A 21,398-nucleotide genomic window follows, 5' to 3' on the forward strand; every position below is an offset into this window, starting at 1 on the left:
CGATATTCCAGTCGTATCGACTGCGGGCGGGTGCCCGTGGGCGCCGTCAGCGCAGGCGGACCGGCTTTTCGGGCCGTACGCCGACGGCGGCGAGCCAGTCGCGCAGCGGCCGGGGATCGGCGTCCTCGATGAGGGTGAGGACCGGACCGGCGAGGTCCGCACGCCGCTTGCCGTCCACCAGCAGGGCGGGACCGTCGAGCCAGTCCAGCCCGGGCGCGGCTCCGGCGGTGTCGACGGCGGCGCAGCAGACCATGGCCGTGACATGGTCCACGAGCAGGTCGCGCCCGGTGCGGGGCGGCTGCAGCGGGAGCAGAGGCAGGGGGTCCCCGCCGCCGGCCCAGCCGAGCGCGATCTCGGCGGGGTGCCCGGCCGCGGGCACCGCGGCCACCGCGGACACGGCCGGCACTCCGGGTCCGGAGGCGTCAGCGGGCGTGGGTGCGGATGCCGAGGCGGATGTCCGCGCCGGTGCGCGCTCCGGTGCGGGTGCCGGCGCCTGGGCGGGTGCCGCGTCGGGGCCCGGTCGGGGTCCGCTGCCGGTCCCGGGGATGGGCGCCTCGTCCACGGGGCCGTGAGGTGCCGCTCCGGGCCCGGAGCCGGGCGTCGGCGGGCCGGGGGGCGCAGCACCGGCGGGCGTCGGGCGAGGGGCCGCGGCCGGCTCCGCGTCCGGCGCGGTGGCCGCGGTCGGCGTGCCGTGAGCACCCGCCGGGTCGGCGCCGGGCGGGGCGGACGTCTGCGGTGCCGGGTCGGCGTGCGGGGTGCGCGGGGCGGCCGGAGCCGAGTCGGCACGGGTACCTGCGGCCGCGGCGGCCGGTGCAGGGTCCGGGGACGCCGTTCCGGGTGTCCGGCGGGCGCCGGAGGCCGGAGGAGCCTGCGCCTCAGGGGGCTGCGGCGAGAGGGGGCCAGGGGCGAGATCCGGCCATGGCACCGTGCGGGGCGGTGCCTCCTCCTCGGCGGCGAGGGTCGCGGTGATCGCCGCCGCGAGCGGGTCGGCCGTCTCCGGGGTGGTCAGGTGGTCGAGGACCCGGGACAGCGTGGGTTCGGCGGCGCCGCTGCGGACGCCCAGGCGGTCGAGGGCCCGGTGGAGGCGGGCGGCCTCCGTGCGCCATTTTCGGTCGACGACCTCGTCCGGGTACTGCTGCCAGTCCACCGGAGCCCAGTCGGGGCCCACCTCGGGCGGTCCGCCGTGGAAGAGGCGGGCGGCCAGCAGCGAGGCGGCCTCGTCGACCAGCCCCGGCTCCTCCAGCAGGTCGCACGCCGGCCGCTCGCCCAGCCGGGACGCGAAGCCCTCGGCGAGCCGGTCGCGCCGCGACAGCTCCGTCAGCGCGGAGACCACGCCCGCGTCCAGCCGGCAGGGCCACCGGCCCATCCGCCAGGCGGGCAGCGCCACCCGGGTCAGCAACCGGTCCCAGCCCGCGTACGCGAGCCCGACCTGCTCCTGCGCGACGATCCGCAGCCCGTAGTCCACAGCCTGTGCACGCTCGGAGGCGGCCGACGCGACGCCCCGCTCCATCTCCCCGACGTGCACCTGGCAGCCCCGCAGCAGCAGCCGTGCGGCCGCCGCCACGCCTCGCGCCCCCAGGCGCCGTACCGGATCGAGCCCCGGCCGGCCCGCCACCGCGACCGCGGCGTCCAGGCCCCGTACGAAGCGGCGCGCGGCGGCTATGTCCGGGTGCGCCGACGGTCCCGTGCCGGCGACGACCGGCGCCAGCACCGCGCGCAGCTCGCCCACGCGCATCCACCACAGGAAGGGCGAACCGATGACGAGCACGGGTGCCGCGTCGTGGCGGTGGGCGCCGGGTATGCGGTGCGCCCGGTGCGTACGGTCCTCCAGCCAGCTGTCGCAGTCGGGGGTCAGCGCTATCGCGGACGGCACCGGCACGTCCAGCCGTACCGCCAGGTCCTCGACCAGCCGGTACAGGTCCGGCGCCGACTCCTCGGCGATCTCCACCGTGGGGCTCAGCGCGGGACGCGCCCGGGCGATCACCGTCGCGACGGCGGCCGCGGCGAGGAGGGCCGGCACGGCGACGCAGGTCACCAGCCAGCGGGCGGCGTCCCAGCCGCCCCCGCGCAGGTGCCCGGTGGCCGGGCCCGCCCAGAGCACGACGGCGACAGCGGCCGGCAGCAGCGCGACGGCCACGGCCCTGCCGCGGACGCGCAGCACCGCGAGCGCACGGGCACGTGCGGCCCGCGCACCCCGCTCCTCACCCATTCCGGCATCGGACATGGCCGTACGTCACCCCCTCCTGCCCTGCGGCGGACTGCCCTGCGGTGGCGTTGCTCACTCCCCCACTGTGGCACCCGCCACTGACACCGCAATGCCGGTGGGCCAAGTGCCGGAACGCCTGCGCGGCACCCTAGTTGGGGCGTCGGCAGGCGTCATCCGGATGGCCCAGCCGTCACTCGATGGAATGGCTTTGGGTAAAGGTGAAGACGGTTCAGGGCTTCGCGGGTTTCACTCCCCGGCCACGGGGGCGGCGGCCTTGTGAGCGATGTCCGTGCGGTGCTGCGCGCCCGCCAGCCGGATGCGGCCGACCGCCGCGTACGCCCGCTCGCGCGCCTGTGCGAGGTCCTTCCCCGTCGCGGTCACCGACAGCACCCGGCCACCGGCGCTGACCACCGCGTCCCCGTCCCGCCGGGTCCCGGCGTGCAGCACGTACGCGTGCGGCGCGTCCTGCGCCGCGACCTCGTCCAGGCCCTCGATCACATCGCCCGTACGCGGCGTACCGGGGTAGTTGTGCGCGGCGACGACCACGGTGACGGCGGCCTCGTCCCGCCAGTTCAGCGGCGGCTCGGCGTCCAGGGTGCCCTTGGCGGCGTTCAGCAGGACGCCCGCGAGCGGCGTCCGGAGGCGGGCCAGCACGACCTGCGTCTCGGGGTCGCCGAAGCGCGCGTTGAACTCGATGACCCGGACGCCGCGCGAAGTGATCGCGAGACCCGCGTACAGCAGGCCGGAGAACGGCGTACCGCGGCGGCGCAGTTCGTCGACGGTCGGCTGCAGGACGGTCGCCATGACCTCGTCCACCAGCTTGGGGTCGGCCCACGGCAGCGGCGAGTACGCGCCCATGCCGCCGGTGTTCGGGCCCTCGTCGCCGTCCAGGGCGCGCTTGAAGTCCTGCGCGGGGGTGAGCGGCAGGACGGTGGTGCCGTCGGTGATCGCGAACAGGGAGACCTCGGGGCCGTCCAGGTACTCCTCGATGACCACGCGGTCGCAGGAGCGCGCGTGCGCACGGGCCTGCTCGATGTCGTCGGTGACGACGACGCCCTTGCCCGCCGCCAGGCCGTCGTCCTTGACGACGTACGGAGCGCCGAAGGCGTCGAGCGCCGTGTCGATCTCCTCGGGCGTGGTGCAGACGTACGAACGGGCCGTGGGCACGCCCGCCGCCGCCATCACGTCCTTGGCGAACGCCTTGGAGCCCTCCAGCTGTGCGGCCTCCCGGGAGGGGCCGAAGCAGGGGATGCCGGCCGCCCGTACGGCGTCGGCGACACCGGCGACGAGCGGCGCCTCCGGGCCGACGACGACCAGACCGGCCTCCAGCTCGGCGGCCAGGCGGGCCACGGCCGCGCCGTCGAGGGCGTCGACCTGGTGGAGCTCGGCGACCTCCGCGATTCCGGCGTTGCCGGGCGCGCAGTGCAGAGCGGTGACGTCGGGATCGAGGGAGAGGGAGCGGCACAGGGCGTGTTCGCGGGCGCCGCCGCCGATGACGAGGACCTTCACGCCAGCCAGGGTAGCCCGCGGGGAGGGGTGCCCCTTGTGCGGGATGCCGAGGACGCCCCTCCTACTCGTTCGTATATTCCTCCACCACGGTCGCCCCGAGCTCGCGGACGATCAGGTCGTGACCGGAGAGCGCCGAGTCGACGAGGTCGGGGTCGTCGTCCTCCGGCATGTCGTCCTCGGGCGCCACCGGCTGCGGGGCTGCGGGGGCGGACCGCCGGGGCTCGGCAGGCGCCGACGGCCCCGCGGCCGACGGCGGCATGCCACCCGGCCCCTGGCCCCCCGCGGCCTGCGGTGCCTGCTGCACGGGGCGGGGAGCGGCCTGCGGCGCGGGCTGCTGGGCCGGGCGGCCGCCGTAGCCGCCGCCGTAGCCGCCGCCGGAGGGCGCCGGGGGCGCGGAGCCGCCCGACGGGTCGATGATCGCCTCGATCTTCCAGTGGACGTTGAACTGCTCGGCGAGCGCCTGCTTGAGCACTTCCTCGCTGCCGCTGCTCGCGAAGTTGTCGCGCGCTCCGGCGTTGAGGAAGCCGAGCTGGAGGGTGGCACCGTCGAACCCCGCCACCTGCGCGTTCTGGCTCAGCAGGATCCAGGTGAAGCGGCGGCGGTTCTTGACCGCCTCCAGGATGTCGGGCCACATGGTGCGCACCTGGCCCGCGCCCTGGGCCATGCCGGGTGCGGGCGCGGCTGCCTGAGGGACGGCCGCCGGCGGGGCCTGGGGCGCCGACGCCGCACCGGACGCGGCCGCGGGCGCCGGACCGGATCCGGGCGCCTGGGCGGTGGGCCAGCCACCGGGGCGGCGGGCCTCGCCCTGGGAGCCCGGCGCGGACGCGGTGGGCCACGCGCCGGGCCGGCTGCCGATCTCCTGGGAGCCGGGCGCCGTGGCGGTGGGCCACGCCCCCGGTCGCGCCTCCCCCGTGGCGGCGGGCGCGGGTGCGGAGGAGGGCGCCGCGGGCGGGGTGGCCGGGGCATGCGGAGGGGCCGCGGCAGGAGCGGGCGGCGCGGCGGGCACGGGCGGCTGCGGGGCGGCGGGAGCGGTGGCGGGCTCCTCGGCGCCCGTGCCCCGTACCGCCGCGCGGGCGGCGGCGGGCCCGCCTCCCGAGGGCACCGGTGCGGCGTGGGCCGCGGGCGGCATCTGCGCGTGGGCCTCGGGCCCGGGCACGTACCCCATGGCGGGCCCCGGGCCGGTCGCCTGGAAGGAGGCGCCCTGCACGACCGAGCCCCGCTCCAGTCGGTCGAGGCGCGCCATCATCGAGCGCTCGTCGGCGAACGCGGCCGGCAGCAGCACGCGCGCGCAGATCAGCTCGAGCTGGAGCCGCGGCGACGTCGCCCCGCGCATCTCGGTCAGGCCGGTGTTCACGATGTCCGCGGCGCGGCTGAGCTCGGCGGCCCCGAACACGGACGCCTGCGCCTGCATGCGCTCGACCACATCGGCGGGCCCGTCGATGAGCCCCTTCTCGGCGGCGTCCCGAACGGCGGCCAGGATCACCAGGTCGCGCAGCCGCTCGAGGAGGTCGGCGACGAAACGTCTGGGGTCGTTGCCGCCCTCGACGACCCGGTCCACGACCTCGAACGCCGCCGCGCCGTCGCCGGAGGCGAAGGCGTCCACGACCGCGTCCAGGAGGGAGCCGTCCGTGTACCCGAGGAGGGCCGTGGCCATGGCATATGTCACACCCTCCTCGGTCGCGCCGGCGAGGAGCTGGTCCATGACGGACATCGAGTCACGCACCGACCCGGCCCCCGCGCGCACGACGAGCGGCAGCACGCCGTCCGCGACGGGGATCCTCTCCCGCTCGCACACCTCGGCCAGGTAGTCCCTCAGGGTCCCGGGCGGCACCAGCCGGAAGGGGTAGTGGTGCGTCCGGGAGCGGATCGTCCCGATGACCTTCTCGGGCTCGGTCGTCGCGAAGATGAACTTGAGGTGCTCCGGCGGCTCCTCGACCACCTTCAGCAGGGCGTTGAAGCCCGCCGAGGTGACCATGTGCGCCTCATCGATGATGTAGATCTTGTACCGGCTGCTCGCCGGGCCGAAGAACGCCTTTTCGCGCAGGTCACGGGCATCGTCCACGCCACCGTGCGAGGCGGCGTCGATCTCGATGACGTCGATCGAGCCCGGTCCGTTCCGCGCGAGGTCGCGACAGGACTGGCACTCCCCGCAGGGCGTGGGCGTGGGGCCCTGCTCGCAGTTCAGGCAGCGGGCGAGGATGCGCGCACTGGTCGTCTTCCCGCAGCCCCGCGGCCCGCTGAACAGGTACGCGTGGTTGACGCGGTTGTTCCGCAGGGCCTGCTGCAGCGGGTCGGTGACATGCTCCTGCCCGATGACCTCGGCGAAGGACTCGGGACGATAGCGGCGGTACAGCGCAAGGGACGACACCCTTACGACGATATCGGGCCCCGCCGACAACCGGCCCGGCCTGCGAAGGCCCGGGCCCGGAACGCAAGCGCCCCCCACGCACCCGCCAGAGCCGACCTACCCTTGCTGCCTTCCGGCCCTGGGGGAGTTCAGTCAGATAGCGCCACGTGAGGGGCTTCAGACAGCCTACCCGATTCCAGGGGCCGGTGGTCCACCCCCGGAGGCCCTCCGGAAGAGGGTTCGCGAGCACTCCTCAACGTCTTGTATTGTTTGCGGCGGAGGATTCGCCTAGAGGCCTAGGGCGCACGCTTGGAAAGCGTGTTGGGGGCAACCCCTCACGAGTTCGAATCTCGTATCCTCCGCCAGTGCCTCACCGGGCACGATGTCGAAGGGCCCCACCGTTCGCGGTGGGGCCCTTCGACGTTCCTCGGATCTCGTCGTCCTTGTCCTCACGCTCTCCCGCGTCCGCGGAGTCACGCCGGTGCAGGCCGGGCCGCGCGCACGAGGTCAGGACCGCCTCCCCGCGCGAGCAAGGCCTGGTTGCCCTGATCGCCCGGCACCCGCCCGGCGCCGGACCCCGACAGCGGGTCCGTACGTCCGGCGGCGTGCGCGGGTACGTGCCGCACATGACAGCGGCGGGGAGCCGGGTGGTCCCGGCCCCCCGCCGGGGGTCATCGCGTCGCGGCGGCGCCGGGCCGCTCGCGGCCGGCGGCGGCTCAGCCGTTCGCGTCGGCCTTGCGGCGGCGTACGACGAACATCGCGCCCGCGCCCAGCGCCACCGCCACCCCGCCCGCGAGGGCGATCTGCGGCACGGCGGAGGACGAGCCGGTGTTCGCGAGGGTGCCCGTCGCGGACACCGTCCGGCCGGCCGTGCCCTGCGGGGCCGTACCCGGCGTGTGGGGCGTGGTGCCGCTCGGCTTGGCGTCCTCGACCTTGCCCGGCTTGGTGCCCGCGGCGGCGATCTCGAACGTGTACTCCTGGAGCTCCGGGCTGCCGCCGCAGGTGCCGTCCTCGTTCAGGTAGTCACCCGCGACGAAGGCGACGCCCGCACCGGCCGGGGCCTTGGCGTCGACCGACAGGCGGAGCTTCACGTCCGCGTGGGCGCCGGCCTTCAGCGTGCCGAGGGAGTCGATGTACTCCTCCTCGCCGAGGACCTGCCACTTCGGGGAGGCGGCCGTGGACCACTGGACGGTCAGCAGGTCGTCGAGCGAGTTGTAGCCCGACTTGTCCACCGCGTAGACCGCGACGAACGGGTAGACGTCGTCCAGGGTCTTGTCGCTGCCGTTCGTCACGCGCAGCGAGAAGCTCACCGTCGTACCGGCGACGACCTTGGACGGCAGGCCGTTCACCACGGAGGTCAGCTGCGGCTCATCGACGCAGTCCTCCCAGGCGTCGTCCTCGTCGCCGTCCTCGTCCTCGTCGCCCTCCTCCGCCTTCGCGTCGGCGAGGGCCTTGTCGGCGGCCTGCTTGGCCTTCAGGGCGTCGGCGGTGGCCTGCCTCGCCTGCTCGTACTTCCGGGCGGCGGCGACACGGGCGTCGTCGGCCGCCGTTGCGGCGGCCGTGGCCTTCGCGTCGGCGTCGGCCTGGGCGGCCTTCGCGGTCCCGAGCGCGGCCTCGGCGTCGTCCACGGCCTTCTGCGCGGCGGCCTTCTGCTCCTCCGTGGCCTCGGCCGGCAGGGCGGCCAGCTCGGCCTCGGCGGCGGTGAGCGCCTGCTCGGCCGCGGTCGTCGCGGCGGCGGCGTCGGCGGCGGCCTTCTTCGCCGCCCTGGAGGCCACGGCGTGCGGCGCCTCGTCGGAGAACGCCGCGTCCATGGCGGTGTAGGCGGCCTTCTCGGCGGCGACGGCGTCGTCGTACGCCTTCTGCGCCGCGGCGGCGGCCTTCTCCAGCTCCTCGATCGAGGCCTTCGGTGCGTTCGACGCCGTCGACGTCCCGGAGAGCTTGCTCTGCGACGCCGCCGGCTGGGCGTCGGCGTACGCGGGGGTGACGGACAACATCACGACGGGCGTCGTCACGGCAGCGGCGACAGCCGTTGCGAGAGTGCGGCGGATCTTCACAAGAGCCCTTTTCTGGGTCCGAAAGAATGGGAGCCGTCGCGGCGGGGTGGCGCTCACGCAGCGCGACCGGCGGTCGTGATCGTATGACCGTGATAAAGGCGGGGGAAGCGGTATTGCCGCGGTGGCTCGGGCGGCGCGGGCCCTCGGGAGCCGACATAGGAGGGCATCGGTCGCAGTTGCCCACAGTTTCCGTGTTTTCTCTGTGACTCATGTCATAGAGATGGGTCACAGTGGCGGGAGGGGGCGCCACCGCATCCGAGGAGCGACGTCATGAAGTACCTGGTCATGGTGCAGGGCACACAGGCCGACTACGACGCGATGAAGGGCAGGGCGTCCGCGGACAGCCCCGCCTGGAACGAGGACGACGTGCAGGCGATGTACGCCTTCATGCAGCGGGTCAACGACGACCTCACCACCTCCGGCGAGATGGTGGACGCCCAGGGCCTCGCCGCACCGGCCCGGACCAGGTTCGTCACCGCCGGCGAGGACGGCCGGCCCGTGATCACCGACAACCCGTACGGCGAGACCGAAGTGCTGCTCGCCGGTTACTGGGTGCTCGACTGCGACAGCCTGGACCGGGTCACCGCGATCGCCGCCCGCATCGCGCAGTGCCCGGTGCCCGCCGGCTCGCCCGACTACCCGGTCGTCATCCGGCCCATCATGGACAGCGCCGACGACATGTGACCCGTACGGCCCGGAAGGCAGGCAGGCAGGCGGGCGGGCGGACCTCAGTGCGCCGCGTCCAGCCGGGACCGCTGGTCCGGCGTCAGTTCCAGGTCGACGGCCGCCAGGCTTTCGTCCAGCTGCGCCACCGACGACGCCCCGACGAGCGGGATCGACGGCACACCGGCGTCGATCATCCAGGCCAGCACCACCTGGTTGACCGTCGCCCCGGTCTCGGCGGCCACCTCGCGCAGCGCCGCCAGCCGCGCCGGCGTGCCCGCGTGATCCAGGGACCGGTCCTGCCGCCTGTCCTCCCGTACGTACCCGCCCGACAGGAGCGGGCTGTAGGCGACCAGCGTCAGGTCCGGCTCGGAGCGCAGGTAGCCGAGGAGCTGACCGTCCGTCACGCCGACGTCGCCGTCCGGGGACCACCGGCCCGGTACGTCGGTGCGGCGGCGCAGGTAAGTGTGGTGGTACTGCAGCACCTCGTAGCCGGGCAGACCGGCCGCCGCCGCCAGGGCACGGGCCCGCTCCACCTTCCACACCCAGTGGTTGGAGACGCCCAGCAGCCCGACGGCGCCGTCGGCGACGAGTCCCGCGAAGGCCTCGACCGTCTCCTGGAGCGGAACGGCGGGGTCGTCGATGTGCGCGTACAGCAGGTCGAGCTTCTCCATGCCGAGTCGCTCGCGGCTGCGCTCGGAGGCTTCCCGGACCGCCTTGGCGGACAGGCCGTCCCGGGGTGCGTCGAAGCCGCCGCCGGGGGCGGCCGGGCGGCCGCCGAGCTTGGTGGCGATGGTGATCTCGTCGCCGACGCCCCGGCTGCGCCGCCAGCGCCCGAGCACGGTCTCGCTCTCGCCGCCCTGGGTGCCGTCGACCCAGAACGCGTAGTTGTCGGACGTGTCGATGAAGGTCCCGCCCGCCTCGACGTACCGGTCGAGGAGGGCGAACGCCGTCGCCTCGTCCGTCGTCGTGCCGAAGAGCATGGCGCCCAGGCTGAGGACGCTCACCTCGCGGCGGGTGGCGGGATCGGTGCCGATGGTGCGGTAGCGCATGCGGAGTCGTCCCCCTCGTACGGCCCGCCGGTCGCGGGCGGCACGAGGGAGTCTCGTTCCTGGGGCGCTCTCCAAGTCAAGCCTTCCCGGCCCGGGTTCAGTGCGCGTGGGGGCCGGACATGTGCGGCTTCGCCCGCGGTACGAGGGCGAGGGCGACAGCCGCGCCGGCGGCGCCCGCGACCGCGCAGACGGTGAACGCGGTCGAGAAGCCCCCGGCCGTGCCGCTCTCGATGCCCGCCGCCGCGACGGTCGACACGACCGCGACGCCGACCGAACCGCCCACCTCGTGGAAGGTGTTGACGACTCCCGACGCCAGGCCGGCTTCGTCGTGCCCGACCAGGGCCGTGGCCGTGGTCGTGGCCGTGACGAAGACCGCGCCGATGCCGAACGACACGACGGCCAGCCCCGGCAGCAGGACCGCGTACACGCCCGGCTCGTCCGCGAGCCGCGTCAGCGGTACGCAGCCGGCGTCGGCGATCAGCAGCCCCCGGTGGCCGTCGGCCGGCTCCCGAGCCGTCCGACGAGCCGCGAGCCGAGGTGTGCGCCGAGCCCCGTCGCGACGGCGACCGGCAGGTGTGCCTGACGTACTACCGGTCCTGACCGGTGGCCCGACCGGTCGGGCGACCGTGCGGCGGGCCGGGCCCGCGCGCCCGCCGGGGCGCCGCCGGGGTCCGCGGGCGCGGCGCCGGGGCGCTCGCCCGGAAGCCGGACCCCGCGTGCGGCCGACACGCGGGGGCGCGATCATCGGGCCATGACGACCACGATCCGCCTCGCCCAGCAGCCGGAGGCCGACGCACTGCTGGCCCGCAGCCCTCTCGCCGCCCTCGTCGGGATGCTGCTCGACCAGCAGGTGCCCATGGAGTGGGCGTTCACCGGTCCGTACACGATCGCCCGGCGGCTGGGCAGCGACGACCTCGACGCGCACGAGATCGCCGCCTACGACCCGGAGGAGTTCGTCGCCCTGCTGACCGCCAAGCCGGCGGTGCACCGCTACCCCGGTTCGATGGCCAAGCGGGTGCAGCAGCTGTGCCAGTACCTGGTGGAGGAGTACGGCGGTGACGCCAGCGCCGTCTGGACGGACGCCGCCACCGGCGGGGAGCTGCTCGACCGGCTCCTCGCGCTGCCCGGGTTCGGCAAGCAGAAGGCGCAGATCTTCCTGGCCCTGCTGGGCAAGCAGTACGGCGTGCGGCCCGAGGGGTGGCGGGAAGCCGCGGGCCCGTACGGCGAGGCCGGGTCGTACCGCTCGGCGGCCGACATCACCGGACCGGAGTCGCTCGCCAAGGTCCGCTCGTACAAGCAGGAGGCCAAGCGCGCGGCCAAGGCGGCGGCCGCGCCGGCGAAGGCCGCCGGGACGACGAAGCGGACCAAATCCGGTAAGGCGTCGAAAAGTTCTCCCACGGAGTGACAGGTTCCGCGATGAATCGTACGGAATATTGCGTGAGTTGCGGCACATCTGTTCACAGACGGTGGGTAGATCGCTAGCTTCCCTTCAACCTCGTTCGCACCGGGAAGGACCTCTGTGACCGCATCCCCTCGCAGAGCCGTGGCCACCCTGGCCGCAGCCGCACTCGCGACCCCGCTCCTGCTGGCTTCCGCATCCCCCGCTTCCGCCGGCCGCCTCACGCCCGACGCGGGCGCCGGCGCCGCCAAGGACGCCGCCAAGCTGTCCAAGAAGCTGGTCCGCGAGGCGTCCGCCAAGGACGCCTACAAGCACCTGCAGAAGTTCCAGCAGATAGCCGACTCGGCCGGCGGTCACCGCGCGGCCGGCTCGCTCGGGCACGACGCCTCCGCGGCGTACGTGTACCAGCAGCTCAAGAAGGCCGGTTACCAGGTCGAGTACCAGAAGTTCGACTTCGTCTACACGGAGACCCAGGCCGAGAAGCTCGCGGTCGTCTCCCCCGCACCCCGCACCGTCGACATCAAGGCGATGACGTACACCGCCTCGACGCCGGTCGGCGGCGTCAAGGCGCAGGTGGCCGCCGTGCCGGCCCCGGCCGACGACGCGACGCCCGGCTGCGAGCCCACGGACTACGCGACCGGCACCTTCACCGGCAAGATCGCCCTGATCAAGCGCGGTGGCTGCGCCTTCGCCGACAAGCAGGCCCAGGCCGCCGCGGCGGGCGCCATCGGCGCGATCATCTACAACAACACCGACGGCGCCCTGTCCGGCACCCTCGGCGACCCGGCGCTCGGCAAGATCCCGACCGGCGGCATCAGCAAGGCGGACGGCGAGAAGCTCGCCGCCGACCTGGCGGCCGGCCCGGTCGAGGTGAACTTCGAGATCCGCCAGCTCCGCGAGACCCGCTCCACCAACAACGTCATCGCGGAGACGCAGCGCGGCAACGCCGCCAACACCGTGATGCTCGGCTCCCACCTCGACTCGGTGACCGCCGGCCCCGGCATCAACGACAACGGCTCCGGCTCCGCCGGCCTGCTCGACGTCGCGCTGAAGTTCGCCAAGTCCAAGGAGAAGGACAGGACCACCAACAAGGTGCGCTTCGCCTGGTGGTCGGCGGAGGAGAACGGCCTGCTCGGCTCCGAGCACTACGTCGACCAGCTCAGCGAGCTGGACCGCAAGGAGATCAAGCTCTACCTGAACTTCGACATGATCGCCTCGCCGAACTACGGGTTGTTCGTCTACGACGGCGACAACTCCGACGGCGTCGGTGCTCCCGCCGGCCCCACCGGCTCGGCGCAGATCGAGCGCGACATCACCACGTTCATGGACAAGCAGGGCCGTCCGCACGAGGGGACCGACTTCACCGGCCGCTCCGACTACGGCCCGTTCATCGCGGTCGGCATCCCCTCCGGCGGTACGTTCACCGGCGCCGAGGGCATCAAGACCGCCCAGCAGGCCGAGAAGTTTGGCGGCACGGCCGGGGTCGCGTACGACGCGTGCTACCACGCCAAGTGCGACGACATCAAGAACATCGACATGACGGCGTTCGACGCGAACATCGACGTCATCGCCAACGGCGTCGGCACCTACGCCCACGACCTCAGCTCGCTGCGCAAGCCGGTCGAGTTCGTCCCGACGGAGGGCGACGCGGGCAGCGGCGGCGGTCTGCACGAGGACCACGGCCACGAGGTGACGGAGTAACCGGGCAGCCGGTCACCGACACACCGCACGGCACACGGCGGGCACGCCGCGGGAGCCCCACTCCCGCGGCGTGCCCGCCGTCCTGTCCCGTTCCGTACCGATTCTCCGCCACCACATCGGCGCCGCGTGGCTGCGCCCGGCGCCGGTCGCCCGGTAGGCTTTCCGTGTGATCTTCAAGCGCATCGGTAACGGGCGGCCGTATCCCGACCACGGCCGGGAAAGCACCCGGGAGTGGGCGGACGTCGCGCCGCGCCCGGTCCGCCTCGATCAGCTCGTGACCACCAAGGGCCAGCTGGATCTGGAGACCCTCCTCGCCGAGGACTCGACGTTCTACGGCGACCTCTTCGCGCACGTCGTGAAGTGGCAGGGCGATCTCTACCTCGAGGACGGACTGCACCGCGCCGTGCGCGCGGCCCTCCAGCAGCGGCAGGTCCTGCACGCCCGCGTGCTCGAACTCGACTGACACCGCCGCCGCCGTACGACCGGACGCGACCGGCACCCCCCGTACGCCCGGGCGGTCCGGGCCGACCGGCGCCCCGCGTCGGCACGGCACAGCCGCTCCGCTCAGCCTTTCGGGGGCATTCCCACCCATCCGGCCCCCTGGATTGATCGTTTAGTAGGCATAGTCACGGGGCCGCATTACGCTGCGCCCATGAGCATGCTCACTCCCCCGGGTATGGGCGGAAAGTACCGCATCACGGGTAACGCCTACCCGCGCATGCGCCGCCCCCGTCGCCGCCGCCGGATCGTGCTCGCGGCGCTCGCCGCAGTGGTCGCCCTCGGCCTGGCCGGCTGGGGGACACTGCAGCTCATCGACGTCTTCGGCGGGGGCGGTACGGCCGGCGGCAAACGCACCACGGCCGCCGGCCCCGGCTGCAAGCCGCGCAAGGCCCCCGCGGTCGTCCACGCCCCGCTCCAGCCCGCCCAGATCACGGTGAACGTCTACAACGCGACCCCGCGCGCGGGCCTCGCCAAGTCGACCGCCGACGAGCTGAAGAAGCGGGGCTTCGCCATCGGAAAGGTGGGCAACGCGCCCGTCACGTACGACAAGAAGGTGCCCGGGGCCGCCCTCCTGCTGGGGGCCGCCGACGCCACCAGGGGCGCCTTCCCGGTCCTCGGTACGCAGCTCAAGGGGGCCGTGCTCAAGACGGACACCCGCCAGACGGCGGACGTGGACTTCATCATCGGCACGGCGTTCAAGAGCCTGGCCGCCCCGAAGGACGCGACCGCGGCCCTGACGGCCCTCTCCAAGCCCGCCCCGACGCCTTCCGGCTGCTAGCGCCCGCCTTCCGGGCCCTTCTTCCGGGGCCTTCCTGATCCGGGCGGATCCGGCAGGGTCCCGGAGCGTGAGCCCGCCCGGGCAGGAGCCGAAACAGAAGCCCGGGCCGGAAACCCGGCCCGGGCCGCAACCCGGGCCGGGGCCCGGGCGGGGTGTCAGCCGCGGCTCATTCGGCGGTGCCGTACATGCGGTCGCCCGCGTCGCCGAGGCCCGGGACGATGTATCCGTGCTCGTTGAGGCGCTCGTCCACCGAGGCCGTGACGACGGTGACCGGCGTGCCCGCCAGCTCGCGCTCCATCACCTCGACGCCCTCCGGCGCCGCCAGCAGCACGACCGCCGTGACGTCGTCGGCACCGCGCTCGATCAGCTCCCGGATCGCGGCGACCAGCGTGCCGCCCGTGGCCAGCATCGGGTCCAGCACGTACACCTGGCGGCCGGAGAGGTCCTCCGGCATCCGCGTGGCGTAGGTGGACGCCTCCAGCGTCTCCTCATTGCGGATCATGCCGAGGAAGCCCACCTCGGCGGTCGGCAGCAGCCGCACCATGCCGTCGAGCATGCCCAGGCCGGCCCGCAGGATCGGCACCACCAGCGGCTTCGGGCTCGACAGCTTCACGCCGGTCGTCCCGGTCACGGGGGTCTCGATGTCGACCTGCTCGGTGCGCACGTCCCGGGTGGCCTCGTACGCGAGCAGGGTGACCAGCTCGTCGGCGAGCCGCCGGAAGGTCGGGGAGTCGGTGCGCTTGTCGCGCAGAGTGGTGAGTTTGTGCGCCACCAGCGGGTGGTCGACGACGTGGATCCGCATGTCCTCAACAGTAGCCCGCACTGGCATCAACCCCGCCCCTGGAGGGAAGGTGGGGAGGTCAGGACGGATTCACCTGGGGGTGGTGGTCGCGATGCCCGACCCGGAACGCCCGAACGCCCGGGATGCCCCGGATACCCCGGACGGCCGCCAGCGGCGCGAACGGTCCACGCCGGACGCGCCGGAGACGGACGCCGAGCGCCGCCGGCGCCGCGCCCAGTTCCTCCGCGAGCTGAACGAGGCCAAGGCCCTGCGCGACCGCGTCCAGCCGCGCCGCGCCAGGGCCGCCAGGATGCGCCAGGCGATGCGGATGCGGACCTTCCGCTGGTGATGCCTGGTGACATGGACGGCGAATCGGGCTCAGACTGGTGCACGACGCAAGAGCGGAACACCTCTCCTGAAGCCCTCGCATCTGCCACGATGCCGAGTGGGCGGGGCATTCAGGAGCATGCCGCCCGATCGTCACACCTCTGATCAGTGGGAGAGTCACGGTGTACTTCGCCGCACTGCTCGCGCGCACCGAAGACGGGTGGGAAGCGAGCGACACAGAGCTCGACGATGTGGAGACCTTGTCGGACCTGACCGAGCTCGCCCGCGAGGCCTCGGTCGACGACGACACAGTGCTCGTCTTCATCGAGCAGGAAGACGCATGGTTCGGCATCGTCCGCGTGGAGGGTGAGGACGACCCTCGCATCTACATCTCGGACGGCGCGGCCGCCGCCCGCTCCTCGTACGGGGAGATGCTCATCAAGGAACTGCTCGGCGACGACCTGGACGACGACACCGCCGACCTGGACGCGCTGGACCTCGACGGCACCGAGGACGGCGAACCGGCCGAGGACGACGAGGAGGAGGACGCGGAGGTGGCGGCCGAAGCCGTGCCCGCCGAACCGGTCGGCGACCGGCTGATCCTGGACGACCTGGGCCTGTCGGAGAAGGAGCTGCTGGCTCTGGACACCGACGCGCTCAGCGAGATCGCGGACGCGCTCGGCGCCGCGGAGGTGCTGGAGACCGTCCGCTAGTGCGACCCGTACATCCCTTGTCCGCCCCCGTCGATCCCGTACCCGGTTCCGTACCCGATCCGGTACGGGATCCATGGCGCGCGCCGATGCGCCGGGCCATGGAGGAGGCCGAGCGCGCCGCGCTGGCCGGTGACGTGCCGGTCGGCGCGGTCGTGCTGGCACCCGACGGCACGGAGATCGCCGCCGGGCACAACGAGCGCGAGGCGACCGGCGATCCGACCGCGCACGCCGAGGTGCTGGCGCTGCGCCGGGCGGCCGAGCGGCTCGGGGCGTGGCGGCTGTCCGGCTGCACACTGGTCGTCACGCTGGAACCGTGCGTGATGTGTGCCGGCGCGCTCGTGCAGTCGCGGGTGGAGCGGCTGGTGTTCGGGGCGCTGGACGAGAAGGCCGGTGCCGTGGGCTCGCTGTGGGACCTCGTACGGGACCGGCGGCTCAACCACCGCCCGGAAGTGGTGCACGGGGTACTGGCGGAGGAGTGCTCGGCGCTGCTGACACGCTTCTTCCGCGAGCGCTGACCCGGCCGGAACGGACCGGGGACGGGCCGGGGACGGGGACGCCGGCGTGCTTCGGCGGCGGCGTCGGCCATCGATTTCAGCGAAGCGGCACCTTTGGGCTAAGCTCTCTCTCGGTAGCGTGTCCGAGCGGCCGAAGGAGCTCGCCTCGAAAGCGAGTGTGGCGCAAGTCACCGAGGGTTCAAATCCCTCCGCTACCGCTCTTCCGTGAAGGGCCCCGGCACACCGACGCGCCGGGGCCCTTCGCCATGCCCTCGGTTAGACTCACGCGACCGCCCAGGGGATCACAGGGGAGAACGGGGAGTCCGGGCCGATGGTGCAAGCGAAGAAGGTCACGCTCTATGTCGTCGTCGTCTTCGTGCTGTACACGATCATCAACTCCCCGGACCGGGCCGCCGACCTCGTGCAGGTAGGGTTCGAGGGCATTTCGAGCGCCGCTCAGGGCGTCGGCGCGTTCATGACCGAGCTGGTCAACTAGGCATTCGAAGCACCGAGGAGTCCGCTGTGATCCGCCACTTGGTCCTCTTCAAGCTCAACGAAGGTGTACGGCGCGACGAGCCGCGCGTCGTCGAGGCCGTGAAGGCGTTCGAGGAGCTCGGCGGGATCATCCCGGAGCTGACGTTCTGGGAGTGCGCCTGGAACATCACCGACCGGCCGATCGCGTACGACTACGCCATCAACTCCGCCGTCCAGGACACGGACGCCCTCAAGCGGTACCTCGAGCACCCGGCCCACCAGGCGGCCGCCGGCCGGTGGCGCGAGTTCGCCACCTGGGTGATCGCCGACTACGAGTTCTGAGCCCCGCCTCCGCCCGCGGCTTCCCGAGCCCCGCACCGGTCGTTCCCGGTGCGGGGCTCGTCGTTTTGCCCGCGTCGCGGACGACAACACGGCGTTATCGGGTGCTTGCACACAGTGGACATGTCTTGTGATGCTATGACCGCTTTTGACGCATCAGTTGACCGTACTTGATCGCGAAGGGGTGGCGTGGACGTGCCGGCCAGTACGACGCCTCAACAGGTGCCGCCCCAGAACGAGTCCGAGGGCCGCGCCAAGCCGCAGGGGCGGGCCGCCGACACCCGGGCGCTCACCCAGGTCCTCTTCGCCCAGCTCAAGGGGTTGCAGCCGGGCACACCGGAGCACAACCGGGTGCGCGGGGCGCTCATCGAGGCGAACCTCCCCCTGGTGCGGTACGCCGCCGCCCGCTTCCGGTCCCGCAACGAGCCGATGGAGGACGTCGTCCAGGTCGGCACCATCGGCCTGATCAACGCGATCGACCGGTTCGACCCGGACCGGGGGGTGCAGTTCCCGACCTTCGCCATGCCGACCGTCGTAGGAGAGATCAAGCGGTACTTCCGCGACAACGTGCGGACCGTCCACGTGCCGCGCCGACTGCACGAGCTGTGGGTGCAGGTGAACGGGGCGACCGAGGACCTGACGACGGCTCACGGGCGCTCGCCCACGACCGCCGAGATCGCCGAGCGGCTGAAGATCTCCGAGGAGGAGGTGCTGTCCTGCATCGAGGCGGGACGCTCGTACCACGCCACCTCCCTGGAGGCCGCACAGGAGGGCGACGGGCTGCCGGGGCTGCTCGACCGGCTCGGCTACGAGGACCCCGCCCTGGCGGGCGTCGAGCACCGGGACCTCGTGCGGCACCTGCTCGTACAACTGCCCGAGCGGGAGCAGCGGATTCTGATGCTCCGCTACTACAGCAATCTGACCCAGTCCCAGATCAGCCAGGAACTGGGCGTCTCGCAGATGCACGTGTCAAGGCTCCTGGCCCGCAGCTTCGCCCGGCTCAGATCCGCAAACAGGATCGAGGCGTAACCGGATCGGGTAGACCCGTACAGCCCACTTCGGGCGCACCAAAAGCCGCACACCCCCTGTTTCCTGCACGGATTCCCCCCTTCCTTGTCGACAAGTCACTACAGCGTGTTGCCGACATGTGACATTCTGCTGGAACCGCGTTTGCCGCAGTCTCGGCGCCGGTATTTCAGGTGGAGGCTGCGTTCCTCCGATGGTCGCGGCCCACGCGACCGTCCGCGACCTCAAGGGGGTGGCATGTCCGCAGAACAGGGCAGCTCGAAGGTGCTCACGCTCACGCCCGCGTCCGAGCTCGCGCCGGTGGCCATGACCGGGCCGGTACCCATGACCGCGCCGGTGTCCGTGACGGCACCGGCGCTCGTGACGCTCCCGGCGCCCGTGACGGCGCCGACGGCCATGGACAGCGCGGCCGGCGCGCTCGCCGACGCCCCGCCGACCGCGCCGGCGGCCCCGGACGCCTCGGCGGCCATCGACACCCGCACGCTGTCCCGCTCCCTGTTCCAGCGGCTCGCCGTACTCGATCAGGACAGCCCCGAACGCACGTATGTCCGCGACACGCTCATCGAGCTGAACCTGCCGCTCGTGCGCTACGCCGCGGCCCGCTTCCGCAGCCGCAACGAGCCGATGGAGGACATCGTCCAGGTCGGCACGATCGGCCTGATCAAGGCGATCGACCGGTTCGACTGCGAACGGGGCGTGGAGTTCCCGACGTTCGCGATGCCGACGGTCGTCGGGGAGATCAAGCGCTTCTTCCGCGACACGTCGTGGTCGGTCCGCGTCCCGCGCCGGCTCCAGGAGCTGCGCCTCGCGCTGACCAAGGCCAGCGACGAGCTGGCGCAGAAGCTCGACCGCTCGCCCACCGTCCCCGAACTGGCCGCCGTGCTGGGCGTGTCCGAGGAGGACGTGGTCGACGGCCTCGCGGTCGGCAACGCGTACACGGCGTCCTCGCTGGACTCGCCCTCGCCCGAGGACGACGGCGGCGAAGGGTCGCTGGCGGACCGCCTCGGCTACGAGGACAGCGCCCTGGAGGGGGTGGAGTACCGCGAGTCGCTCAAGCCCCTGCTGGCCAAACTCCCGCCCCGCGAGCGCCAGATCATCATGCTGCGGTTCTTCGCCAACATGACGCAGTCGCAGATCGGCGAGGAGGTCGGCATCTCGCAGATGCACGTCTCGCGGCTGCTGACCCGGACGCTGGCGCAGCTGCGGGAAGGCCTCATCTCCGACTGAGCCCCGCGAAGGGCTTCATAGCTGACGGATCATCAGTCACACTTGCGCGATGACCGCGAGGTGGCTCGGACGTGCGGCGGTGGCGCTCTGCGTGGGCGGGGCGCTGACCGCGTGCGGCAGTGGTGGCGACGGTGAGGGCAGGGCGGCGGTCGGAGCGGTCGGCTCCCGGCCGGGCGGCGCCCCGTCCGGACCCGTGCCGCCCTCCGGCGAGGTGGTCCTGGTGCCCCTGGACGGTGCGGCGGCTGACAGGCGCACGGGCACGGACCCCGCCGGCAGCGGCGGCGGCCCGGGGGCGCGCAACGCATCGGGCGCAGGTGCGGGCACGCCCGGTACGGGGGCGGCACACGGTCGCGGCACGCCTCCGGGTACATCCGGTACGGAGTCGGGCCCGGGCTCCGTCGCGGGTGAGGACCCTGCGGGCGCAGGCTCCGGCAGACCCGTGCCCGGTACGCCGGTACCCGGTGGGCCGACGCCCGGCACGCCCACGCCCTCCACGCCCGCACCCTCCACGCCGCCGACGGACCGGCCGCCACCGCCCGCCCCCGCCGCGCTCGTCGTCGGGGATCACGTACGGACGCCGACGGACCGCCGCTGGTGCGAGAAGGTCACGGTGGAGTTCCGCAACACCGGTGGCGCGCCGGTGCGTTCGGGCACCGTCACCTTCGCCACACACATCATCGGGGCGCTCGGCGTCGACTGGGCGACGGTCGTGTCGACCCAGCCGCTGCCCGCGCCCCTCACCGCCGGCGCCGCGAAGAGGGAGACGTACACGGTGTGCGTGGACGCCTGGCGGGTGCCGCTGGGCATGCACATCGACACCCGGGACGTCACCGCCGACTGGAACGCGGGCGCGTGAAGCGAAGGGGTTCACCCCGCGCGGACGACCGCCCGCGCCCGTGGAGCGGAGGCGAGGAGCCGAAGGGCTTCACCTCGCGCGGGTGGCCGGCCGCCCCGGCGTCCCCGTGAAAGTGCAGCTCAGGCGAGGGCGAGCCAGGCGACGGCGGCGACGATGACGACGACCGCGACCACGCCGGCGATCAGGCCGGCCCGGGAGCGGGCCGGGGCCGCCGCCGGCTGCTGCCGCGCGGGCGCGCCCTCGTCGACGAACGCGCGGAACATCTGGGTGCTGCCCGCCGGGTCGTAGTTACCCTCGGGACCCTGCGGAGCATGGGGGTTGTGTGCCATGGGGCAGGACCCTAGCGAACACGGGCCCGCCGCCCCACCTCCGGTCCCGGTTGACCTCCCCTTTGCCAGGTCTTTAGTCACCTTCGCCCGTTTTTAGTTTGCCTGTAGCAACCAACCTCTTCTATGGTTGCTCTAAGCAACAAGATGCGTGGGGGTGTCCATGGCCGAGCGGAGTCAGTACGAAGAGCTGGCCCGGCAACTGAGCGCCATCGGCGCCGTCAAGCGTGGTCTCGCGCGGCTGCTGCCCGCCGAGTGCCCGCCCGGCTCCACCGCCGTGCTGGCCCTGCTCGACCGGTACGGCGAGATGCGGATGAGCCGGCTGGCCGAGCTGCTCGCCGTCGACATGTCGGTGACCAGCCGGCATGTGGCGCACGTCGCCGAGCGCGGCCTGATCGAGCGGCAGCCGGACCCGGGCGACAAGCGCTCGCGCATCCTGCGGCTGACCCCGGCGGGCAAGGACCTGCTCGACGACCTCGGCCGCCGGTCGGCGGACCTGTTCGCCCACCACCTCAAGGACTGGTCCGACGACGACGTCGGACAGCTCAACGCGATGCTGGCCCGCCTCCGTCGCGACTTCGGGGACTGCCGGGCCCACGCCACCACCCGTACACCCGCGCAATAG

22 protein-coding genes, 2 tRNA genes and 1 other RNA gene are annotated in these 21,398 nt (G+C 73.2%); 16 read left to right on the forward strand and 9 right to left on the reverse strand.

All coding sequences use genetic code 11. The features are described from left to right. Nucleotides 1–46 precede the first annotated feature (46 nt). The 4 genes from IH00_RS0109615 to ffs form a co-directional block, all read right to left on the reverse strand. Nucleotides 47–2,224 carry a hypothetical protein gene (locus IH00_RS0109615; RefSeq protein ID WP_031071668.1) on the reverse strand — a complete coding sequence of 726 codons (2,178 nt, stop codon included), beginning with the start codon at nucleotides 2,222–2,224 and terminating at the stop codon, nucleotides 47–49. Between the two features lie 228 nt (nucleotides 2,225–2,452). Then, nucleotides 2,453–3,715 carry a phosphoribosylamine--glycine ligase gene (gene purD, locus IH00_RS0109620; protein WP_031071670.1) on the reverse strand — a complete coding sequence of 421 codons (1,263 nt, stop codon included), beginning with the start codon at nucleotides 3,713–3,715 and terminating at the stop codon, nucleotides 2,453–2,455. Between the two features lie 61 nt (nucleotides 3,716–3,776). Continuing rightward, nucleotides 3,777–6,083: a DNA polymerase III subunit gamma and tau gene (locus tag IH00_RS0109625; RefSeq protein ID WP_031071672.1), complete on the reverse strand. Its 2,307-nt coding sequence runs from the start codon at nucleotides 6,081–6,083 to the stop codon at nucleotides 3,777–3,779. A 60-nt stretch (nucleotides 6,084–6,143) separates the two neighbouring features. After that, nucleotides 6,144–6,242: signal recognition particle sRNA small type (gene ffs / locus IH00_RS39475), an RNA gene on the reverse strand. 97 nt (nucleotides 6,243–6,339) lie between these two features. On the opposite strand from ffs, the gene IH00_RS0109630 reads away from it, so the two are divergent. Continuing rightward, nucleotides 6,340–6,427: transfer RNA gene (locus IH00_RS0109630), tRNA-Ser, on the forward strand. A 351-nt stretch (nucleotides 6,428–6,778) separates the two neighbouring features. On the opposite strand, the gene IH00_RS0109635 is transcribed toward IH00_RS0109630, so the two are convergent. Continuing rightward, nucleotides 6,779–8,074 carry an LPXTG cell wall anchor domain-containing protein gene (locus IH00_RS0109635; RefSeq protein ID WP_324615777.1) on the reverse strand — a complete coding sequence of 432 codons (1,296 nt, stop codon included), beginning with the start codon at nucleotides 8,072–8,074 and terminating at the stop codon, nucleotides 6,779–6,781. A 312-nt stretch (nucleotides 8,075–8,386) separates the two neighbouring features. Between IH00_RS0109635 and IH00_RS0109640 the strand changes: the two genes are divergently transcribed. Then, nucleotides 8,387–8,800: a YciI family protein gene (locus IH00_RS0109640; RefSeq protein WP_031071677.1), complete on the forward strand. Its 414-nt coding sequence runs from the start codon at nucleotides 8,387–8,389 to the stop codon at nucleotides 8,798–8,800. Between the two features lie 44 nt (nucleotides 8,801–8,844). On the opposite strand, the gene IH00_RS0109645 is transcribed toward IH00_RS0109640, so the two are convergent. Beyond that, nucleotides 8,845–9,831 (reverse strand): aldo/keto reductase, encoded by a 987-nt coding sequence (locus tag IH00_RS0109645; protein ID WP_031071679.1) that lies wholly within the window; start codon nucleotides 9,829–9,831, stop codon nucleotides 8,845–8,847. Nucleotides 9,832–9,928: 97 nt separating this feature from the next. After that, nucleotides 9,929–10,258, reverse strand: coding sequence for a hypothetical protein (locus IH00_RS37190; protein ID WP_031071681.1), 330 nt, complete (start codon nucleotides 10,256–10,258; stop codon nucleotides 9,929–9,931). 324 nt (nucleotides 10,259–10,582) lie between these two features. Here IH00_RS37190 and IH00_RS0109655 point away from each other — a divergent pair, with 324 nt between their 5' ends. From IH00_RS0109655 to IH00_RS0109670, 4 genes are all read left to right on the forward strand, one after another. Next, a complete protein-coding gene (locus IH00_RS0109655; protein WP_031071683.1) occupies nucleotides 10,583–11,236 on the forward strand; it encodes an HhH-GPD-type base excision DNA repair protein in 654 nt (217 codons plus the stop codon). Between the two features lie 138 nt (nucleotides 11,237–11,374). Next, nucleotides 11,375–12,931 carry a M28 family metallopeptidase gene (locus IH00_RS0109660; protein ID WP_031071685.1) on the forward strand — a complete coding sequence of 519 codons (1,557 nt, stop codon included), beginning with the start codon at nucleotides 11,375–11,377 and terminating at the stop codon, nucleotides 12,929–12,931. 166 nt (nucleotides 12,932–13,097) lie between these two features. Next, nucleotides 13,098–13,394, forward strand: a complete 297-nt coding sequence (locus tag IH00_RS0109665) for a type II toxin-antitoxin system VapB family antitoxin (RefSeq protein WP_031071687.1) — start codon at nucleotides 13,098–13,100, stop codon at nucleotides 13,392–13,394. Nucleotides 13,395–13,583: 189 nt separating this feature from the next. Beyond that, nucleotides 13,584–14,210, forward strand: a complete 627-nt coding sequence (locus IH00_RS0109670) for a LytR C-terminal domain-containing protein (RefSeq protein ID WP_078887655.1) — start codon at nucleotides 13,584–13,586, stop codon at nucleotides 14,208–14,210. 166 nt (nucleotides 14,211–14,376) lie between these two features. Here the strand turns inward: IH00_RS0109670 and upp are convergent, their stop codons facing one another. Next, nucleotides 14,377–15,012 carry a uracil phosphoribosyltransferase gene (upp, locus tag IH00_RS0109675; RefSeq protein ID WP_031071690.1) on the reverse strand — a complete coding sequence of 212 codons (636 nt, stop codon included), beginning with the start codon at nucleotides 15,010–15,012 and terminating at the stop codon, nucleotides 14,377–14,379. Nucleotides 15,013–15,103: 91 nt separating this feature from the next. On the opposite strand from upp, the gene IH00_RS0109680 reads away from it, so the two are divergent. The 9 genes from IH00_RS0109680 (at nucleotide 15,104) to IH00_RS0109720 (ending at nucleotide 20,447) form a co-directional block, all read left to right on the forward strand. Further along, nucleotides 15,104–15,340, forward strand: coding sequence for a hypothetical protein (locus tag IH00_RS0109680; protein ID WP_031071692.1), 237 nt, complete (start codon nucleotides 15,104–15,106; stop codon nucleotides 15,338–15,340). Nucleotides 15,341–15,500: 160 nt separating this feature from the next. Further along, a complete protein-coding gene (locus IH00_RS0109685; RefSeq protein WP_031071694.1) occupies nucleotides 15,501–16,031 on the forward strand; it encodes a tRNA adenosine deaminase-associated protein in 531 nt (176 codons plus the stop codon). An 86-nt stretch (nucleotides 16,032–16,117) separates the two neighbouring features. Beyond that, entirely contained in the window at nucleotides 16,118–16,546 is a 429-nt protein-coding gene (tadA, locus tag IH00_RS0109690; protein ID WP_031071697.1) for a tRNA adenosine(34) deaminase TadA, read from the forward strand. A 112-nt stretch (nucleotides 16,547–16,658) separates the two neighbouring features. Next, a tRNA-Ser gene (locus IH00_RS0109695) sits at nucleotides 16,659–16,743 on the forward strand. 113 nt (nucleotides 16,744–16,856) lie between these two features. Beyond that, complete coding sequence (locus tag IH00_RS43315) at nucleotides 16,857–17,021, forward strand: hypothetical protein (protein WP_199819726.1); 165 nt, start codon at nucleotides 16,857–16,859, stop codon at nucleotides 17,019–17,021. Between the two features lie 26 nt (nucleotides 17,022–17,047). Next, nucleotides 17,048–17,341, forward strand: coding sequence for a Dabb family protein (locus IH00_RS0109705; RefSeq protein WP_031071698.1), 294 nt, complete (start codon nucleotides 17,048–17,050; stop codon nucleotides 17,339–17,341). Nucleotides 17,342–17,527: 186 nt separating this feature from the next. After that, a complete protein-coding gene (locus tag IH00_RS0109710) occupies nucleotides 17,528–18,367 on the forward strand; it encodes an RNA polymerase sigma factor SigF (protein WP_199819727.1) in 840 nt (279 codons plus the stop codon). Nucleotides 18,368–18,601: 234 nt separating this feature from the next. Beyond that, entirely contained in the window at nucleotides 18,602–19,591 is a 990-nt protein-coding gene (locus IH00_RS0109715) for an RNA polymerase sigma factor SigF (RefSeq protein ID WP_078887656.1), read from the forward strand. Between the two features lie 49 nt (nucleotides 19,592–19,640). Further along, on the forward strand, nucleotides 19,641–20,447 hold the full coding sequence (locus tag IH00_RS0109720; protein WP_063835344.1) for a hypothetical protein: 807 nt from the start codon (nucleotides 19,641–19,643) through the stop codon (nucleotides 20,445–20,447). 119 nt (nucleotides 20,448–20,566) lie between these two features. On the opposite strand, the gene IH00_RS0109725 is transcribed toward IH00_RS0109720, so the two are convergent. Then, on the reverse strand, nucleotides 20,567–20,776 hold the full coding sequence (locus tag IH00_RS0109725) for a hypothetical protein (protein WP_031071706.1): 210 nt from the start codon (nucleotides 20,774–20,776) through the stop codon (nucleotides 20,567–20,569). Nucleotides 20,777–20,936: 160 nt separating this feature from the next. Here IH00_RS0109725 and IH00_RS0109730 point away from each other — a divergent pair, with 160 nt between their 5' ends. Beyond that, entirely contained in the window at nucleotides 20,937–21,398 is a 462-nt protein-coding gene (locus tag IH00_RS0109730; RefSeq protein ID WP_031071709.1) for a MarR family winged helix-turn-helix transcriptional regulator, read from the forward strand.

The organism is Streptomyces sp. NRRL S-118, from assembly GCF_000716335.1.
Lineage (GTDB): Bacteria > Actinomycetota > Actinomycetes > Streptomycetales > Streptomycetaceae > Streptomyces.

What these genes read in the sequence shown, in the direction of transcription:
- IH00_RS0109615 (WP_031071668.1), bottom strand. Translation starts at nt 2,224, where the DNA reads ATGTCCGATGCCGGAATGGGTGAGGAGCGGGGTGCGCGGGCCGCACGT.
- IH00_RS0109680 (WP_031071692.1), top strand. Translation starts at nt 15,104, where the DNA reads ATGCCCGACCCGGAACGCCCGAACGCCCGGGATGCCCCGGATACCCCG.
- upp (WP_031071690.1), bottom strand. Translation starts at nt 15,012, where the DNA reads ATGCGGATCCACGTCGTCGACCACCCGCTGGTGGCGCACAAACTCACC.
- IH00_RS0109730 (WP_031071709.1), top strand. Translation starts at nt 20,937, where the DNA reads ATGGCCGAGCGGAGTCAGTACGAAGAGCTGGCCCGGCAACTGAGCGCC.
- IH00_RS0109715 (WP_078887656.1), top strand. Translation starts at nt 18,602, where the DNA reads ATGTCCGCAGAACAGGGCAGCTCGAAGGTGCTCACGCTCACGCCCGCG.
- IH00_RS0109640 (WP_031071677.1), top strand. Translation starts at nt 8,387, where the DNA reads ATGAAGTACCTGGTCATGGTGCAGGGCACACAGGCCGACTACGACGCG.
- IH00_RS43315 (WP_199819726.1), top strand. Translation starts at nt 16,857, where the DNA reads ATGGTGCAAGCGAAGAAGGTCACGCTCTATGTCGTCGTCGTCTTCGTG.
- IH00_RS0109720 (WP_063835344.1), top strand. Translation starts at nt 19,641, where the DNA reads ATGACCGCGAGGTGGCTCGGACGTGCGGCGGTGGCGCTCTGCGTGGGC.
- IH00_RS0109670 (WP_078887655.1), top strand. Translation starts at nt 13,584, where the DNA reads ATGAGCATGCTCACTCCCCCGGGTATGGGCGGAAAGTACCGCATCACG.
- IH00_RS0109645 (WP_031071679.1), bottom strand. Translation starts at nt 9,831, where the DNA reads ATGCGCTACCGCACCATCGGCACCGATCCCGCCACCCGCCGCGAGGTG.
- tadA (WP_031071697.1), top strand. Translation starts at nt 16,118, where the DNA reads ATGCGCCGGGCCATGGAGGAGGCCGAGCGCGCCGCGCTGGCCGGTGAC.
- IH00_RS0109655 (WP_031071683.1), top strand. Translation starts at nt 10,583, where the DNA reads ATGACGACCACGATCCGCCTCGCCCAGCAGCCGGAGGCCGACGCACTG.
- IH00_RS0109725 (WP_031071706.1), bottom strand. Translation starts at nt 20,776, where the DNA reads ATGGCACACAACCCCCATGCTCCGCAGGGTCCCGAGGGTAACTACGAC.